Origin of the sequence: Arthrobacter gengyunqii (assembly GCF_023022985.1) — a bacterium.
GTDB classification, from domain to species: Bacteria; Actinomycetota; Actinomycetes; order Actinomycetales; family Micrococcaceae; genus Arthrobacter_B; species Arthrobacter_B gengyunqii.
In genome coordinates, this window is sequence record NZ_CP095461.1 from 3,393,975 (window position 1) to 3,410,541 (window position 16,567).

Consider the following 16,567-nt stretch of genomic DNA (forward strand, 5'->3'; position numbering starts at 1 on the left):
ACGGGACATGACCCCGCGGAAGTTTTCCACAGCGGCAGCATGACAAAAGGCCGGCCCCGCCCAGCTCCGGCAGCCATGACGTCCCACCCCTAGACTGGGGTCCATGATCGACAGCGCAACCAGAGCCGAGACCGCCCCGGCCCACAGCACAGGGTGGATCCGGGACCGGCTGCGGAAGAAGAACGACGACGACTGGGAACGTCCGGCACCCACGCGTGACCAGGTGCGGCGGGACATCATCGGAACCGCCGCGGTCATCCTGGTCGCCGCCATTGCACTCGAAACCAGCCGCGGCTTCGGCGCCGCGGGCGGCGAAGACCGACCGATCTGGCTGCAGCACCTGGTGCTCGCGCTGATGGTGGCGCCGCTGGCCCTGCGCCGGCGCTTCCCGATCACCGTGCTCCTGGTGTCCTCGGTGCTGTTCTTCCTCCTGAGCACGTACATGCCGGCCATCAGCACCCAGCTCGCTTTCCAGGCCGCGTATTTTGCCTCCATCTACTCCGGCGTGGCCTGGGCGCGGGACCGGCGGCTGCTTCGGCTTGCGCTGGTGGCGGTGGTCGCGGCAATGGCGCTGTGGCTGATCCTCGGCTTCACCGTGTCCAATTTCTACGACTCCTTTGTGGAAAGCCTTAACGAGAGCGCCACGGAAGACGATGACACCTACCGCGGCATCCTGCCTCCGCTGGCCTCCTACGCCTTTTACTCATTCCTGATCAATGCAGCCTTCTTCGGCGGAGCCATCCTCTTCGGCCTCACCTCCTGGCGCAGCGCGCACCAGCGCGAACGGCTCGCCGAACAGGCAGACCAGCTGCGCACCCAGTCGGCGGAACTCGCGCACCAGGCGGTGGTGAACGAACGGCTGCGGATCGCCCGCGAACTGCACGACGTCGTCGCGCACCACATCGCGGTCATCGGCGTCCATGCCGGAGCGGCACGGCGCGTGATGGAGAAGAAGCCGGAAACCGCGGCGGGAGCCCTGCAGACCATCGAAGACTCGAGCCGTGAGGCGGTGGAGGAAATGCGCTCCCTGCTGGGCGTGCTGCGGGCCAGCGACGAGGCGGATCCCGCCGGCGACGGCGCCCGGCGCAGCCCCGAACCGGGCCTTGCGGACCTTGAAACGCTGGTGGCCGAGCACCGGGCCAACGGACTGCGGGTGACCTTTACCCGCGTCGAAGACATCCCGGGTGCGCTGGACACCGTCGCGGCTCCGCTGGCGCTGTCCGTCTACCGCACCGTCCAGGAGTCCCTGGCCAACGTGTGCCGGCACTCCACCGCCGGTTCCGCCGTCGTGGCGCTGCGCACCGGTTCCTCCGACGGCGTGCGCTGGCTTGAAGTGGAGACGGTCGACGACGGCGGCCCCCGGCCGGGCAGCCGGGCCGGGTCCGGGTTCGGGCTGCGGGGAATCCGCGAGCGGGCGGCCCTGCACGGCGGTACGGCCGACATCGGGCCGCGCGCCGGCGGCGGCTGGCGGGTCCGCGTCCGCTTCACGCAGCGCTGATGCCTCCCGGCATGACAGATCCCGCTAAGACTATTGCTGAGATGAAGGACGACATGAACCCCATTCGCGTACTGCTGGCCGATGACCAGGCCCTGGTTCGGGCGGGCTTTGCCATGATGCTCTCCGTCGAGGACGAGATGGAGGTGGTGGGGCAGGTGGCCAACGGCGCCGAAGCAGTGGATTTCGCCGCGGCTAACCCGGTGGACGTCATTCTGATGGACGTGCAGATGCCGGTGCTGGACGGAATCCGCGCCACAGAGCAGGTGGTGCAGGCCGGCACCGCCAAGGTCATCATCCTGACCACCTTCGAACGCGACGACTACCTCTTTGACGCCATCCGTGCCGGTGCGAGTGGTTTCCTGCTGAAGAACGCGGACCCGGATGACCTCGTGGCGGCAGTGCACGCCGTCGCCTGCGGCCACGCCCTGCTGGCGCCGGAAGTCACCATCCGCGTTATCGAACGTTTCGCCCGCTCGCTCGACGCCGAGTCAGCAGCCACTGCCGCCGGAACGCCGGCTCCTGCCCCGGCAACCGCCGCCCAGAAGCTCCTCGCCTCCCTGACCGCCCGCGAGCGCGAAGTCCTGGTCCAGGTTGCCGCCGGCCGAAGCAACGCCGAAATTGCCCGCGAAATGTTCCTGGCCGAAGCCACGGTCAAAACCCACATCTCCAACCTGCTCGCCAAGATCCAGGTCCGCGACCGGGTGCAGGCGGTGGTGTTCGCCTATGAAAGCGGACTCATCCTTCCGGGGGAGAACCCCTCGGATTCCGCTGCCCGCCACTGCCCCTAACCCAGCAACGGTTCACCCGCACGGCCGATCCGCCGCCTTCCCGCGGCACCTAGGGTTGAAGGAGAAGATTTCCTCACAATGCCCGGCACGGCCGGGAAAGGAGCAGCCACCATGCTGCAGGTTTCCAACCTGTCCCGAAAATTTGGGGACAAATTGGCGGTGGATGACGTCAGCTTTGATGTTCCGTCCGGCCAGATGACCGGTTTTGTGGGCGCCAACGGTGCCGGCAAAACCACCACCATGCGGATGATCATGGGGGTGCTGAGCGCAACCTCCGGTGAGGTGCTGCTCGACGGCGCTCCCCTGACTGCCGAGGCCCGGTCAACTTTCGGGTACATGCCCGAGGAACGCGGCCTCTACCCCAAGCAGCCAATCCTGGACCAGCTGATCTACCTTGGCCAGCTGCACCGGATGACCCAGGCCGACGCCCGAAAGGGCGCCCTGGACCTGCTGGATCGGTTCGGACTCGGCGGACGCACCAAGGACAAGCTGGAGTCCCTGTCCCTGGGCAACCAGCAGCGGGTGCAGATCGCGGCGTCCCTGCTGCACAAGCCAAATGTGCTGATCCTGGACGAGCCGTTCTCCGGCTTGGATCCGGTGGCCGTGGACTCCATGGTGGATCTGCTGCGCGAACGCACCTCCGCCGGAGTTCCGGTTCTTTTCTCCAGCCATCAGCTGGACCTGGTGGACCGGCTCTGCGACAGCATGGTGGTCCTGCAGCAGGGCAAGGTGATTGCCTCAGGCACGGGCGATGACCTGCGTGCCCGGGCCGTCAACCGGCACCGCATTACAGTTTCTCCGGATGCCGGCTGGGTGCGGGACGAGCCGGGGGTGCGCGTCCTGGACGTTGCCGGCCCCACCGCCGTCCTGGAGTTCGACGACGACGGGGCCCGGCAGCGCCTGCTCGCCACTGCACTCACCCGCGGCTCCGTGGAGGAGTTCGCCCCCATCCGTCCGTCCCTAAGCGAAATCTACCGTGAGGTGACCGCAGTATGAGCACCACAACCCGTCCAACGCCGCCGTGGGCGATCGTCACCCTCCGCGAGGTCATGGTCAAGGCCCGCGACCGCAGCTACCTGATCTCCACTCTGGTCACGCTGGTGCTGATTGTGGGCACCGTGGTCTTCAACGCCTACATGAGCACCCGTGCGGATGAATACACCGTGGCCGTGACCAACTCGAATTCCGACATCACCGTGACCGTCCCGGAGGGGCAAACCATCGTTGAAGCCGCCGATGAAGCCAGCCGGGCCGACGGCGGCACCACGCGCTTCAAGGCTGTGGAAGCCTCCAGCCCGGACGATGCCAAGGAACTGGTCCGTTCCGGGGAGGCCGACGCCGCACTCCTGGTGGGCTACGACGGCTGGACACTGACCGGCAACGAAGAACTCGACAGCGGACTGCAGCAGGGCATCGCCGATGGCCTGACGGCCCATGCCCTGGAAATCAACGCGAGTCAGGCCGGGACCACGCCCGAAGCCCTGCTGGCCGGCAGCGAGTTCCAGACCGCCCTGCTGAACGGCAGCGCCGAGAACCAGTTTGTCGCCCAGTTCACGGGATTCGTGTTCGGGTTCCTCTTCTACATGGCCGCGATCATCTTCGGCATGGCCATTGCCACCTCGGTCTTGGAAGAGAAGCAGAACCGGGTGGTGGAAATCCTGGCCACGGCCATTCCGATCCGTCAGCTGCTCTACGGCAAGGTGGCCGGCAACACCGTCCTGGCCATGATCCAACTGGCCCTGTACGCCGGGGCCGCCCTGCTGGCCCTGAACTTCACCGACACCGCGGACCTGGCCGGGACCATCATTCCTGCCTCGGGCTGGTTCCTGGTCTTCTTCCTGGTCGGCTTCCTGATCCTTGCCTCCCTCTGGGCCATGATCGGTTCCATGGCTTCGCGGTCCGAGGATCTGAACAACAGCTCCGGGCCGGTGCTCACGGTGATCATCGTGGCCCTCTTTGCCGGTCTGTTCGCCAAGGGCCAGCTGCTGGTCGCGGCATCCTACATCCCCGTGATCTCCACCGTGGCGATGCCGGTGCGGATGCTCAGCTCCGATGTGCCGCTGTGGGAGACCTTCCTGTCACTGGCCATCGCCCTGGCCGCGGCCTACGCCCTGCTGCGCTTCGGCGAGAAGATCTACCGCCGGGCCGTGATGCAGAGCGGCGGCGCGCTGACCCTGCGTAAGGCGATGAAGCTGGAGTCCTAGTCCGAATACCGCCGCCGCAGTTCCGCCTTGCGGATCTTTCCGCTGGCGGTGCGCGGCAGATCCGAAACCATCAGCACGGTGCGCGGCACTTTGTACCGGGCCAGACGGCCGAAGAGGTGTTCCTGCACCTCTTCGGCCGTCAGTGCGTAACCCTCCCGAACGGTGATGACGGCCCGCGGCACTTCTCCCCATCGAGAATCCGGAACACCGATGACGGCGACGGCACCGACAGCCTCAAGCTCCGCGATGGCCTGCTCCACCTCCGCGGGGTAGATGTTCTCGCCGCCGGAAATGATCATGTCCTTCAGCCGGTCGGAGATGAAGAGGAAACCGTCGTCGTCGAAATGGCCCATGTCTCCGGAGCGGAACCAGGCCCCGTCCGCATAAGCGTCCGCAGTGGCGTCCGGCCGGTTCCAGTAGGAGCGGATGACGTTCGGTCCGGCAATCTGGATCTCCCCCACTTCACCGGCGCCGAGCACCTGCCCGTCCGGCCCGCTGACCCGGACATCGGTGAAGAAGTGCGGTAATCCGGCGGAACCGGCTTTCTCCCGCGATCGGGCGGCCGGAAGCGCGGTGGCACCCGGAGCCGTTTCGGTCATCCCGTAGCCGTTGGAAAAGGACAGGCCGCGCGCCTCATAGGCCTCCAGCACACGCATGGGAACTGCCGAGCCGCCGCAGGTGATGGTGGTCAGCGAGGTGAGGTCCCGCTTGTCCCAGTCCGGATGTTCACACAGCATCTGGAAGGTGGTGGGGACACCGCTGATGTACGTGGCCGCGTACTGTTCGATCGCAGCCAGCGTACGGCCCGGTTCGAACCGGGATTCAAGCACCACTGTTCCGCCCTTCAGGAGCACCGGCAGCACGCCCATGTCCAGGGAGGCCACATGGAACATCGGGGAGATCATCAGCGCCACTTCCGTCATGGACACGTCATAGTCCACCAGCACGTTGTAGCAGTTCCACGCGAGATTGGAGTGAGTCAGCAGGGCACCCTTCGGCTGGCCGGTGGTCCCGGAGGTGTACAGGATCATCGCCCCGTCCTCCAGCCCCACCGGCACGTCCAGCCGCTCCGGCGGCGCCGCGGCGATCACGGAGTCAAAATCCAGCACGGTGTCGAAGTCCAGCGCGGGGACCGTGCCCGGCCCCGCAGCGGTTCCCTCCTCCGGCTCTGATCCGTCCGCAACTTCCAGCCGCAGCTCGACCGCCGTTCCGCCCGAACCTCTGCGGGCCAGCGGGGCCAGCGCACCCGTGTGCACCAGCACCGCGGCACCTGAGTCCTCCAGCGCAAACCGGATTTCCGGCGGAGCAAGCCGGGTGTTCAGCGGCACGAATACCGCCCCCAGCGTTCCGGCGGCGAAAAACGTTTCCAGGAAGGCCGGGTGGTTGTCTCCGAGAAACGCCACTCGGCTGCCGTGCCGTACCCCGCGGCTGCGCAGGGCGTTCGCCAGCCGGTTGATCCGCTCATTGAGCTCCGTGTAACCGATGCTCCGGTCCTGGAACACCAGGGCGGTCCGGCCGGCGGACTTCAGGTGCCGGCGGTAGATCCATGAGCCCACCCCGTGGTTTTCCATGGCGCTTACTGCACCGTCATGGCGGCGATGTCCGGTTCCTTCGCCACGAATTCGTACTTCAGCATCAGCTCACCCATGGAAGAGAGCTCATCGGACCGGAGTTTGCCGTCGAATTCCTCCATGTTCATCTTTTCCGCCACCGCGATGTCCATGCCCATGAAGGCTGGCAGGGTAGCCCGGACGTCGTCGATGTTGGCCTCTGCCTGCTCCAGTGTTTCCGTGACGGCGTCCTGGAACGCAGTGACGATCTCCGGATTCTCCTGCGCGTAGTTGCCGGAGGTGAAGGTGACCATGGTCGGCATCCCGGGAACGGCCTCCTGGTTGGGATAGCCCACCAGGACGTTTTCGGGGTTGGCCAGGGCGCGACTCAGGAAAGGCTCGGGCAGCCACACTGCGTCAGTGTTGCCCAGCTCCAGCTGTGCTTCCATGTCCGGAAAGGGCATCTCATTGAATTTGATGCCTTTCGGATCAGCGCCGGCCAGCGAGGCGCTTTCCATGATGGTGAGGTCGCCCTGGGTATTGACCGCGTTCACGGAAGTGGTTTTGCCTTCCAGGTCCGCAAAGGAAGCAATACCCGAGTCCTTGCGGACCACCACGCCGTTGATGTCATTGCCCTCGGCCTTCGAATTCGAATAGCCGGAAACAATCTTCATGTCCAGGCCCTTGTCCTTGGCCACCATGACCGAGAGCGGGTTGCCCACGGCAAAATTCATGCTTCCAGTGGACACGGCCGGCAGCATGGCGGCGCCGCCGGTGCCGGTCTGCAGTTCAATGTCCAGGCCGTGCTCCTCGAAGATGCCTTCATCAATGCCGTACTGCATGGCGGAGGACGGCGCGATGGACAGCACCCCCACCACCACCTTCTGCAGTTCGGCGCCGCCGGAGTTCTCGGCGGCCGAGGGCGATGACTCCGCTTCGTCTCCGGATAGCGAGCCGGAGCCGCAGCCGGCCAGGGCAAGTGTCAGCAGCACCCCGCCTGCCGCCGCTGTGGAGAGCTTCCTGATGATGTTGTTCCTCATAGCCTGCCTCTTCCTTGAGGGAGAAAACGGTGCCCGAACCATGGCCGGCCGGGCGGGGGTTGCTTATGCGTAAAAGCGGTAGAGGGAATGCGCGACGACGGCGGGCTTGGTTTCGCCGTCGGCCTCAATCACCTGGTCCACACCGATCTGAAAGCCGCCGGAGATCTCGGTGACCTCGGTGACCTGCGCCTTCATCCGGATTTTGGCGCCTACCCGGACCGGAGAGACGAAACGGACTTTGTCCAGGCCGTAGTTGACCTTCGTTTCCGCGCCGGTGACCTCCAGAAGGTCGCTCCAGAAAGGAATGGCCAGGGACACGGTCAGGAAACCGTGGGCGATGGGGGCGCGGAAAGGCCCGTTCGCTGCCCTTTCCGGATCAACATGGATCCACTGGTGATCATCGGTGGCGTCCGCAAAGGTGTTGATCTGTTCCTGGGTGACTTCCCGGTATCCGGTCCAGCCCAGGTCCCGGCCGGCGAGTCCGGGCAGTTCTCCGAGGGAAACGGTGGTGGTCATGGGTTCTCCTTAGGCTGGGGTGCAGGTGGGTCAAACGAAAGCGGCGGTGCCCGTCAGCGCCCGTCCAACCATCAGGGCGTTGATGTCATGGGTGCCCTCGTAGGAATAGATGGCTTCGGCATCGGCATGGAAACGCGCGACGTCATTTTCCAGCACGATGCCGTTGCCGCCCGCCGTTTCCCGGGCCAGCGCCGCTGGGCCAGCCGGACCACCATGCCCAGGGACGCCGTGACATTGGCCGGCATACTGGCGAGTTTCTGCTGGGTCAACTGGCCACCGCTTCATCCGCGACCGATTGGTCGACGTCGACCACAACGGATGCTCCTTACCGGGCCAGCTCAAGGGCGTAGGCCAGTCCCAAACCGCGTCCGCTTCCGGTGACAATGGCAGATTTTCCCGCGAGTGACATCCAAGCTCCTTTGCTCCGACCGCACGTCCCGCAGCAGCACTGCGGCGGGAAATCCCCGCGGTTCGTCAATGACAACTTAGATAGTTGAAGATGTCAACAGTATGTTTTTTGGCGTAGTCTGTCCGCATGAGAGCAGCGCAGCAAGAGTCCCCGCCGGAATCAACCGAAGGCATTCGACGGCTGTACTCCACCGATCTGGCCAATGAGACGGAATTCCTGGCTGCCCGGGCCCGGTCCTTGGGGTCGGCGCGGGCCAACGCCGCCCTGGCGGCGCTGGACCTGAAGGTCCGTTCCTATTCCGTGCTGTCTCTTGCCTGCAGCGGCATGCAGCCGTCGCAGCGCGAACTCGCGGAGTTCCTCGCGCTGGATCCCAGTCAGATTGTGGCCCTCGTGGACCAGCTGGAGCGCCGCGGCGCGGTGGTCCGGATGGCCGATCCCCGGGACCGCCGCTCCAACATCATTGCCGCCACCGACGCCGGGCACCGCCTCTTCACGGAGGCCGCCCGGTTGGTCGACAGCGCCAGCAACGAGTCCCTCAAGACGCTGACACCCGGGGAACGGGACCAATTGCGCAACCTGCTGCGCCGCATCGCCCTTCCGCCGGAGGACTAGCTTCCTGCGGAAGGGCGCAGCGGCGCAGCTATCCGGCGGGCAGCGGGCGTCAGATGGCGTCCTTCATCAGGTCCGCGAGCGAGGTGAAGCGAGAGTTGGCGGGCAGGTCATCGAGCAGGATGGCGGTGCCGTCCGGGCCGCAGAGCGGAATGCGCCAGTTCGGATACTCGTTCCCGGTGCCGGGCTGGTTTTGCGTGCGCCGCTCCCCCACTGCGTCAGCCAGCGCGACGCCGATGAGCACCGACGGCGTCTGCAGAATGAAGGAGTGCAGCGCCTCCACCGTCTGCTGGACGTTGTCCGTGCCGCCTGCCCCTTCCGGCAACAGGTCACGGCTGCGGACCAGCGCCAGGACGGACTCCTGGGCTGCGGCATCGGCCGCCCGCTCCTCCTCCACCGGACGGTTCAAAAGCCCCAGCGAGTCCCTCAGGTCCACATGCTCTCCGGCCAGATAGCCGGCGGTGGGCGGCAGATCATGGGTGTTGACCGAGGTCAGGGCTCCCTGCCGGTATTCCTCCGGCGGGCGGGGGCCGGAAGGGGTGTGCTCAAACCACAGGATGGAGGTGCCCAGCACGCCGCGTTCGGCGAGGTATTCCTGCACCCAGGGCTCAAACACCCCAAGATCCTCGCCGATTACCACAGCGCCGGCCCGCTGCGCTTCCAGCACCAGGATTCCGATCAGCGCCTCGTGGTCGAAGTGCACGTAAGCGCCGTCGCCCGGGCCCGAGCCCTGCGGAATCCACCAGAGCCGGAACAGGCCCAGGATGTGATCGACACGTATGCCGCCCGCATGGCGCAGGATGGTGCGCAGCATGTCCCGGTAGGGAAGGTAGCCGGCATCCGCGAGCCGCTGCGGATGCCAGGGCGGCTGGCTCCAGTCCTGGCCCTGCTGGTTGAACATGTCCGGCGGGGCACCCACTGATACGCCGGGGGCCAGCACCGGGCGAAGCATCCACGCATCAGCTCCGGCCGGGTGCACGCCCACCGCCAAGTCATGCACAATGCCGATCTCCATGCCGGCGCTGCGGGCGGCTGCCTGCGCGTTTTCGAGCTGCTGGTCGCAGATCCACTGCAGCCAGGTGTGGAACTGTTCCCGCCCGGCGTACTCCTGCCGGTGTTCCTGAACCCAGGCGCTGTCCGGACCGGTGATCTGCTGCCACCGGGGATCATCCGCCGGCAGCTTCTCAGACAGGGCGCACCAGAGGGCGAAATCCGAAAGTCCCGCGCCTTCCGCCGCGCAGAACCGGTCGAACTGCTGTTGCCGCGCGAAGCTCCGGGGCACCGAAAAGACGAGTTCCAGCGCGGCGAGCTTGGCGGCATACGTGGCGTCGCGGTCCAGCTTCTGATCAGAGCGGTTGGCCGCAGCGAGGGAATGCGCTGCAGCCTCAACCTTGGCGCGGTCTTCGCCGTGCAGATAGCCGTACTCCGGAATGTCCTCCACCCGGATGTAGAGCGGATTGAAGAATCGCCGCGTGGTGGGCAGATACGGCGAGGGTTCCACCGGCGGAGCCGGTTCCGCCGCATGCAGCGGATTGGTCAGGAGGAAGCCGGCACCGTGGCTGCCCCCGGAGAGCGCCGCAAGATCCGCCAGATCACCCAGATCTCCGATACCCCAGGACCGGGAGGACCGTACCGAGTAGAGCTGCGCCATGAGTCCCCAGGCCCGACGGCGGTCCAAGCCCTCCGTCGTTGTCAGGCGTTCCGGGGTGACCACAAGAACGGTCTCGCCCTGCCGCTCACCCGCACGCACTTCGATCCGGTGCCATCCCAGCGGCAGGCCGGCCGGCAGCGGTACCAGCGTGCGGCCGGTGAGGACCCCGTCGACGTCCAGTTCTTCACCGGGCAACGCCGGCCAATCCAACTCCCGCCGGCCGCCGTCCTCCAGCACAATCCACGCATCTGCCCTCATCCCCGCGGGCAGGTGTACGGCCACGGCTGTGCTGCGGTGTTCGCGCACGACGACGGAGCCCGGCAGCATTCGGCGCCATGGCTGCAGGCGTGCCTCCGCCAGTGACTCCGCCTGGGCTTGAGGTGTAGCCGTCGCCACGCCCAGAGCTTCCAGCACCCTGCTTAGGGTCTCGTTGGAAACCTCACGGCGGGTTCCGTCCCAGCCGTTGAAGGTGGTGGCCACGTGGTGATGTTCGGCGAGCCCCCGCAGGAGCTCGGTGTTTCCATCCGGTTCGCCTGTGAAATTCGCTTCAGTCATGTCAGCCAATCTAGGTGCACCGGGCTGCCTTCGCCCAGTTGGGCGGGATCAGTTATCCTCAGCTGCGTTTTTCGGTGAGCCGCCAGCCGTCCTGATAATCGGGATGGTCCTGGTAAGCAGCTGCCATGGATGCCAGCGCCAGTGTTGTCCACTCCAGCTCATCGGCGAAGAGCTTGCCCTGGCCGTCCGGGTCCAGGAGCATGCGCGCCAGGGCATTGCGCCGGGCACCGCCGATGATGTCGATCAGCATGAGCTTGGCTTCGCACTCGCGCAGCAGCCGCTCCTCATACCAGCGGTCAGAAGGGGTAACGCCCCTCGCGGTCAGGAGTTTCCGGGACTCCGCGGCGTCGTCCTGGAAGCGTGTCAGCAGGAAATCCACGATGTCCATATCCATGTCCATGATCGTACGCGGGGCAAAACTAGCCGTCAGGGGCGGGCGCCCAAAACTCCATGCCAGAGCGGGAATATTTCCAAAAGCCGCTGGGTTGACATAACTAGTATCGAGAAAGAGAGCCCGTGCCAGCCGTCAGCACACCGCAGCATTCCTCAACCACACGCGCCAAGCGCGTACGAAACATTCGCTCCATCCACCGCGGAGACCACGTGGAAGTCCGCAGCGGAGAACAGGTTTACTACCGCGGAGAAGTCCGCGAAACCGCGCCCGGCTTGGGTACCGTCTGGATCCGCACCGACGATGAAGGAATCCGTACCGCCATCAGCGTTGAGGACTTCACCATCTGGAAGGTCCCCGCGTAACCGGAGATATCTGCCCGGCTAGCGGTCCATAATCGCTCCGGCGCTGATATTCAACGTAGCTGCAGTCATGCTTCGGGCCTTGTCCGAAGCGGCGAAAGCGGCGGCGTTGCCCACCTCCTCCAAGGTTGCTGCGCGCTGCAGCAGAGTGGCCCCGACGATGCTGTTCGCAACGTCCTCCCTCCCTTCCATTTCCGGAGGAAGGGACTCGGGGATGCCGCCGCTGCGCAGCGTGACAACCCTGATTCCGTGTGGCCCCAGTTCCACTGCGAGCTGGCGCCGCATGGCTTCCATGGCCTCGAAGGCAGTGATTAGCCCGCCGAGCCAGAGGCCCGGCGAGGGGTTTCCGGAACCCCCGAAAACCAGGATCACACCCGAGCGCTGCTGCATCATGTGCCGGGCAGCGGCGCGCGAGGTCAGAAACATGGTCTGCACGGCGGTGGACACCGGCCGCAGGTAGTCCTCCACATGCATTTCCACCATCGGTTTGCCCTGCACGTCGCCGTGCTCGATCACGTTCATGGAGATGTCCAAGCTTCCGGCTGTTGACGCAACATCATTGGCGTGCTCATCCACCGCGTGCCCATTGGTCGCGTCAAGCACCGCCGTTTCCACCAATCCTCCGTTTGCCCGGATGTCCCGGGCCACCCGCTCCAAGGGCTCAGGGTGCACGCCTGCCAGGAAAACACGCGCCCCTTCCCGTGCGAAGGCCCGGGCCACCGCTCCCCCGATTGATCCGCCTCCTCCGTAGATCACGGCATTCTTCTCATTGAGCAGCATGGGAACCTCTTGCGTTAGCGGGGCATCTTCGGTAGCTGTGGCTGTCCATCATGGCACTGGAGTCCGGGCATGCACAGGGGCCCGGAGTGTTGCCGGGCCCCTGCGCGCATTAGCGGGTTACTCTTTCGCCGCTGCTACCAGCGGACTTTTTTCTCCCTCCGGCCCTGTTTCCCGAAGCTGTGCGTGGGCTTGTGATCCTTGCCCAGGCTTTGCCATCCGGGAAGGGCAGCCTCGGCTTCCGCGCCGGGAGCCGTCATTGCCCCGGCTTCGGCGCCGAGCTTGGCTGCCGCAGCCGGAGCAATGTTCACTGAAGACGTCAGCGGCGGCTCGGACGCGGCTGGAGGAAAGGGGGCCACAAGCCCCGACAATGGAAGGGACGGGTTCTTTTTGGATGATGCCATGGTTGATCTCCGGACTTTTTGAGTACCGGCCGGGAACTGCGCTGATGATGGCCGTCCTGCGCTGAGGAGCATGGACCGCCTACCCGGGCGATACGGGCGAATAGGGGTCAGCGATAAGAGCGGGCGCTCGGGGCCGGTAATCCGGCCCGGAAGGGCGCTACTCGTAAATCAGTTCCATGGGCATAAGTTAACAAGAAAAGACGGCACCGGGATAGACCCGGTGCCGTCTTTTTCGTTGCTGTTGGTTCGAACTAGATCAAGGCATCCGACAGGTGGTTCGGCGTTCCAAAGCGGTGCGCGGTGATGCTCACGGCCTGCTCATGCAGGAACGGCAGGAGTTCAACGCGTCCGGCCTCGGTTACCGGATTCGCGTAGACGGCCACATCCGGCCGGCCGCCCAGGGCGGTGGCCAGCGCCGAGGCGCCGGAACCGATCAACCGGATGCGGGTCCCGTGTGCTGCAGGGTCAAAGGCCGCAGCGGAAGCCAGCCATTCGGCGTCGTTCTCTTCCGCTACGGGGATTCCCTGTTCCGTCAGGACGGTCCGCAGCACCAGCGGCAGTTCGACGCCGGTGGAGACCCGAAGCGCAGATCCGGCCAGCAGACCGGCAGCGGCTACGCGCACCAAGGCGTCGAGGGGCTCGTTTTCGGACAGCCGAATGGTGACCGGCAGGGGCCGGTAGCGGAACACGTTGCGTTCCGCGCTCAGTGCTGACACGTCCTTGGCAGTGCCGAATTCCTCGGCCCACGCCGCGGCGTCGCTGCTCAGCGCACGCTGCAGGAAGTCGGTGTCAGCAGCGAAGCTGGAAGAAGAAGCCGCGGCCAGAAGCTTTGCGGCGCCCTGGTGCCGGACCGGGGCTCCGGTGCCGGAGGCCTGCGCGGGCTCCCACTGCCCCAGACCCATGAGGTAGTTGGGGCCGCCGGCCTTGGTTCCGGCGCCCACTGCGGACTTCTTCCAGCCGCCGAAGGGCTGGCGCTGGACGATGGCGCCGGTGATGCCGCGGTTGATGTAGAGGTTGCCCGCGGAGATGTTCTCCAGCCAGAGATCCATTTCCGCCGGATCCAGTGAATGCAGGCCGGAGGTCAGCCCGTAGTCGATCTGGTTCTGCAGGGCGATGGCCTCTTCGAGGGTGTCTGCGGTCATGACACCGAGGATGGGACCGAAGTACTCGGTGAGGTGGTATTCGGAACCGGGACGGACACCGGTGCGCACGCCGGGGCTCCAGAGCCGGCCTGAGTCATCGAGCTGCTTCGGTTCAATCAGCCAGGACTCGCCTTCGCCGAGCACGGTCAGTCCGCGCAGCAGCTTGCCTTCGGCAGGTTCAATAATCGGGCCCATCTGCGTCACGGCGTCCACGGGGTAGCCCACCTTGAGTGACTGGACGGCGTCCACCAATTGGTTGCGGAAGCGCGGGGACTTGGCCACCGAGCCCACCAGGATCACCAGGGAAGCCGCCGAGCACTTCTGACCGGCGTGGCCGAAGGCCGAGGAGACCACGTCGCGGGCGGCCAGGTCAAAGTCGGCGCTGGGCGTGACGATGATGGCGTTCTTGCCCGAGGTTTCCGCCAGCAGGGGCAGATCCTCGCGGAAGGAGCGGAACAGTTCGGCGGTTTCGTAGCCGCCGGTGAGGATAACCCGGTCAACGAACGGATCCGAGATGAGCTGGCGCCCGAGTTCACGCTCGCCCAGCTGCACCATCTGCAGGACGTCGCGGGGAACGCCGGCTTCCCAGAGCGCCTCCACCATGACGGCGCCGCTGCGCGCGGACTGGCGGGCGGGCTTGATGATCACGGAGGAACCGGCGGCCAGGGCAGCCAGGGTGGATCCGGCCGGAATGGCCACCGGGAAGTTCCACGGCGGGGTGACAACGGTGAGCCGCGCCGGGATGAAGCGGGCGCCGTCGACATTCTCCAGATCCTTGGCACGCTCGGCGTAGTAGTGCGCAAAGTCGATGGCTTCCGAAACTTCGGGATCCGACTGGTCCAGGGTCTTGCCGGTTTCACTGGCCATGACTTCCATCAGGTCCGCGCGGTGGTCCTCGAGGACGGCACCGGCGCGGTGCAGGATCTCGGCACGGTCGGCGCCGCTGAGGGCAGCCCAGCTTTCGCTGGCCGAGACCGCGGTTTCGATGACGGCGGAAAGCGCCTCTTCGTTGGCCACCTGTGCATCGGCCACGGCCGCCTTGCCGAGGGGGGAATCCTCGACGCGGGTCAGGATGGAGCGGCCCCAGGCCTGATTGGCGGGCAGCGACGGATCGGTGTCCGGGGTGTTGATGAAGTCCTGGTTCGCCGCATCTGCGCCGCCGGACACTGCCGGACGGGGCTTGCTGCGGTCCTGCGTGCGGTTCGGCACGGGAACCCGGTCATCCAAATCCGCCAGGGACGTCAGGAACCGCAGCTTTTCGCGTTCAAAGAGGGCCTCGTTCTCGCTGAGCTCGAAGACGGCCGACATGAAGTTCTCGGAGCTGGCGCCCTCTTCGAGACGGCGGATCAGGTAAGCGATGGCGACGTCGAACTCCGCCGGGTGCACCACCGGCGTGTACAAGAGAAGCGATCCGACGTCGCGCTTGACCACCTCGGCCTGGCCGGTGGCCATGCCCAGCAGCATCTCGAAGTCGATGCCTTCGGTCACGCCGCGCTGCTTGGCCAGCAGCCAGGCGAACGCGACGTCGAACAGGTTGTGGCCGGCAACGCCGATGCGCACGTTGGCGACGCGCTCGGGCTGCAGGGCGTAGTTGATGACGCGCTTGTAGTTGGTGTCCGTTTCCGCCTTGGTGCCGCAGGTGGCCAGCGGCCAGTCGTGGAGGGAGGATTCCACCTGTTCCATGGGCAGGTTGGCGCCCTTGACGACGCGGACCTTGATGGGAGCGCCGCCGTTGGCCCGGCGGGCTGCTGCGAACTCCTGCAGCCGCATCATGGCGGAGAGGGCGTCGGGGAGGTAGGCCTGCAGCACAATGCCGGCTTCCAGATCCAGGAACTCCGGCATGGACAGGAGCTTGGTGAAGACCGCCATGGTCATCTCCAGGTCCTTGTATTCCTCCATGTCCAGGTTGATGAACTTCTTCTGGGCTGAGGAAGCGGCCCGGCGGTAGAGCGGGGTGAGGCTTTCCACCACGTGGTCCACGGCCTCATCGAAGGCCCAGTGCGAGTGCGGGGAAACGGTGGAGGACACCTTGATGGAGACGTAGTCGACGTCGTCGCGCGACAGGAGCTCGTGGGTGCCTTCGAGGCGGCGGGCGGCTTCGCGTTCGCCGAGCACGGCTTCGCCCAGGAGGTTCATGTTGAGCCGGACGCTGTCCTTGCGGATGCCGGCAATCGCCTTGCCGAGGCGTGCGTCGGTGGCGTCCACGATCAGGTGGCCGACCATGCGGCGCAGCACCCTGCGGGCCACGGGGATGACAACCTGCGGCAGCACTGGCGCCATCACTCCGCCAAGGCGTACGGCTGAGCGCATGTACCAGGGCAGGAAGCCGGGCACCCCGGGGGCCAGGGCGGCAAGGTTGCGGCCGGCCACGCGCAGGTCTTCGGGACGGATGACACCGTCGACAAATCCCACGGTGAAGTCCAGTCCGGCCGGGTCCTTCAGCACACCGGCAAGCTGTGCGGCCGAGACGTCCACCGGGACGGTTGCAGCTTCGGCGAGCCAGCGGCGGACCAGGGCCACGGCTTCTTCCGCCAGGGCCTGGGGGGTGTCCGATCCCGCGGTGGTTTCGGTGACGGTGTTGCTCATGCGGGCAGCTCATTTCAACGTGCAACTGATAGGTATTCCTCTAAGTATCCGCACTATTTCCCGTTAGGCAAAGGTGGGTTTTCTT

The 16,567-nt window shown here is 65.8% G+C and carries 14 protein-coding genes and 1 pseudogene; 6 read left to right on the top strand and 9 right to left on the bottom strand.

Going from position 1 to position 16,567, the window contains the following annotated elements; translation table 11 throughout:
• Positions 1-103 precede the first annotated feature (103 nt).
• The 4 genes from MUG94_RS15685 (at position 104) to MUG94_RS15700 (ending at position 4,490) form a co-directional block, all read left to right on the top strand.
• Positions 104-1,498, top strand: coding sequence for a sensor histidine kinase (locus MUG94_RS15685; protein ID WP_227907086.1), 1,395 nt, complete (start codon positions 104-106; stop codon positions 1,496-1,498).
• A gap of 11 nt (positions 1,499-1,509) precedes the next feature.
• Positions 1,510-2,286, top strand: coding sequence for a response regulator (locus tag MUG94_RS15690; RefSeq protein WP_227890618.1), 777 nt, complete (start codon positions 1,510-1,512; stop codon positions 2,284-2,286).
• A gap of 111 nt (positions 2,287-2,397) precedes the next feature.
• The gene (locus MUG94_RS15695) at positions 2,398-3,282 is read left to right on the top strand and encodes an ABC transporter ATP-binding protein (protein ID WP_227907087.1); all 885 of its coding nucleotides are present in this window, start codon (positions 2,398-2,400) and stop codon (positions 3,280-3,282) included.
• Positions 3,279-4,490, top strand: a complete 1,212-nt coding sequence (locus MUG94_RS15700) for an ABC transporter permease (RefSeq protein WP_227907088.1) — start codon at positions 3,279-3,281, stop codon at positions 4,488-4,490. The genes MUG94_RS15695 and MUG94_RS15700 overlap by 4 nt, the downstream gene beginning before the upstream one ends.
• Here MUG94_RS15700 and MUG94_RS15705 read toward each other — a convergent pair.
• The 4 genes and pseudogenes from MUG94_RS15705 to MUG94_RS15720 all read right to left on the bottom strand — a co-directional run.
• Positions 4,487-6,061, bottom strand: coding sequence for an acyl-CoA synthetase (locus tag MUG94_RS15705; protein WP_227907089.1), 1,575 nt, complete (start codon positions 6,059-6,061; stop codon positions 4,487-4,489). The two genes, MUG94_RS15700 and MUG94_RS15705, sit on opposite strands and share 4 nt — an antisense overlap.
• Positions 6,062-6,066: 5 nt before the next feature.
• Positions 6,067-7,080 carry an ABC transporter substrate-binding protein gene (locus MUG94_RS15710; RefSeq protein ID WP_227907090.1) on the bottom strand — a complete coding sequence of 338 codons (1,014 nt, stop codon included), beginning with the start codon at positions 7,078-7,080 and terminating at the stop codon, positions 6,067-6,069.
• Between the two features lie 63 nt (positions 7,081-7,143).
• The gene (locus MUG94_RS15715) at positions 7,144-7,596 is read right to left on the bottom strand and encodes a MaoC family dehydratase (RefSeq protein WP_227907091.1); all 453 of its coding nucleotides are present in this window, start codon (positions 7,594-7,596) and stop codon (positions 7,144-7,146) included.
• 30 nt (positions 7,597-7,626) lie between these two features.
• A pseudogene (locus MUG94_RS15720) lies at positions 7,627-7,868 on the bottom strand (acyl-CoA dehydrogenase family protein); the annotation flags it as partial.
• Positions 7,869-8,131: 263 nt separating this feature from the next.
• On the opposite strand from MUG94_RS15720, the gene MUG94_RS15725 reads away from it, so the two are divergent.
• Positions 8,132-8,617 carry a MarR family winged helix-turn-helix transcriptional regulator gene (locus tag MUG94_RS15725; RefSeq protein ID WP_227907092.1) on the top strand — a complete coding sequence of 162 codons (486 nt, stop codon included), beginning with the start codon at positions 8,132-8,134 and terminating at the stop codon, positions 8,615-8,617.
• A gap of 49 nt (positions 8,618-8,666) precedes the next feature.
• Here the strand turns inward: MUG94_RS15725 and malQ are convergent, their stop codons facing one another.
• Positions 8,667-10,820: a 4-alpha-glucanotransferase gene (gene malQ / locus MUG94_RS15730; RefSeq protein ID WP_227907093.1), complete on the bottom strand. Its 2,154-nt coding sequence runs from the start codon at positions 10,818-10,820 to the stop codon at positions 8,667-8,669.
• 58 nt (positions 10,821-10,878) lie between these two features.
• A complete protein-coding gene (locus MUG94_RS15735; protein ID WP_227890629.1) occupies positions 10,879-11,214 on the bottom strand; it encodes a DUF6221 family protein in 336 nt (111 codons plus the stop codon).
• Positions 11,215-11,336: 122 nt separating this feature from the next.
• On the opposite strand from MUG94_RS15735, the gene MUG94_RS15740 reads away from it, so the two are divergent.
• A complete protein-coding gene (locus MUG94_RS15740) occupies positions 11,337-11,576 on the top strand; it encodes an SH3 domain-containing protein (RefSeq protein ID WP_227890630.1) in 240 nt (79 codons plus the stop codon).
• 18 nt (positions 11,577-11,594) lie between these two features.
• Here MUG94_RS15740 and MUG94_RS15745 read toward each other — a convergent pair whose 3' ends face one another.
• The 3 genes from MUG94_RS15745 to MUG94_RS15755 all read right to left on the bottom strand — a co-directional run bounded on the left by MUG94_RS15745 (position 11,595) and on the right by MUG94_RS15755 (position 16,482).
• Positions 11,595-12,353 (bottom strand): SDR family NAD(P)-dependent oxidoreductase, encoded by a 759-nt coding sequence (locus tag MUG94_RS15745; protein ID WP_227907094.1) that lies wholly within the window; start codon positions 12,351-12,353, stop codon positions 11,595-11,597.
• 134 nt (positions 12,354-12,487) lie between these two features.
• Positions 12,488-12,754: a hypothetical protein gene (locus MUG94_RS15750; RefSeq protein ID WP_227890632.1), complete on the bottom strand. Its 267-nt coding sequence runs from the start codon at positions 12,752-12,754 to the stop codon at positions 12,488-12,490.
• Positions 12,755-13,005: 251 nt separating this feature from the next.
• Positions 13,006-16,482 carry a proline dehydrogenase family protein gene (locus MUG94_RS15755; protein ID WP_227890633.1) on the bottom strand — a complete coding sequence of 1,159 codons (3,477 nt, stop codon included), beginning with the start codon at positions 16,480-16,482 and terminating at the stop codon, positions 13,006-13,008.
• Between the last annotated feature and the right edge of the window lie 85 nt (positions 16,483-16,567).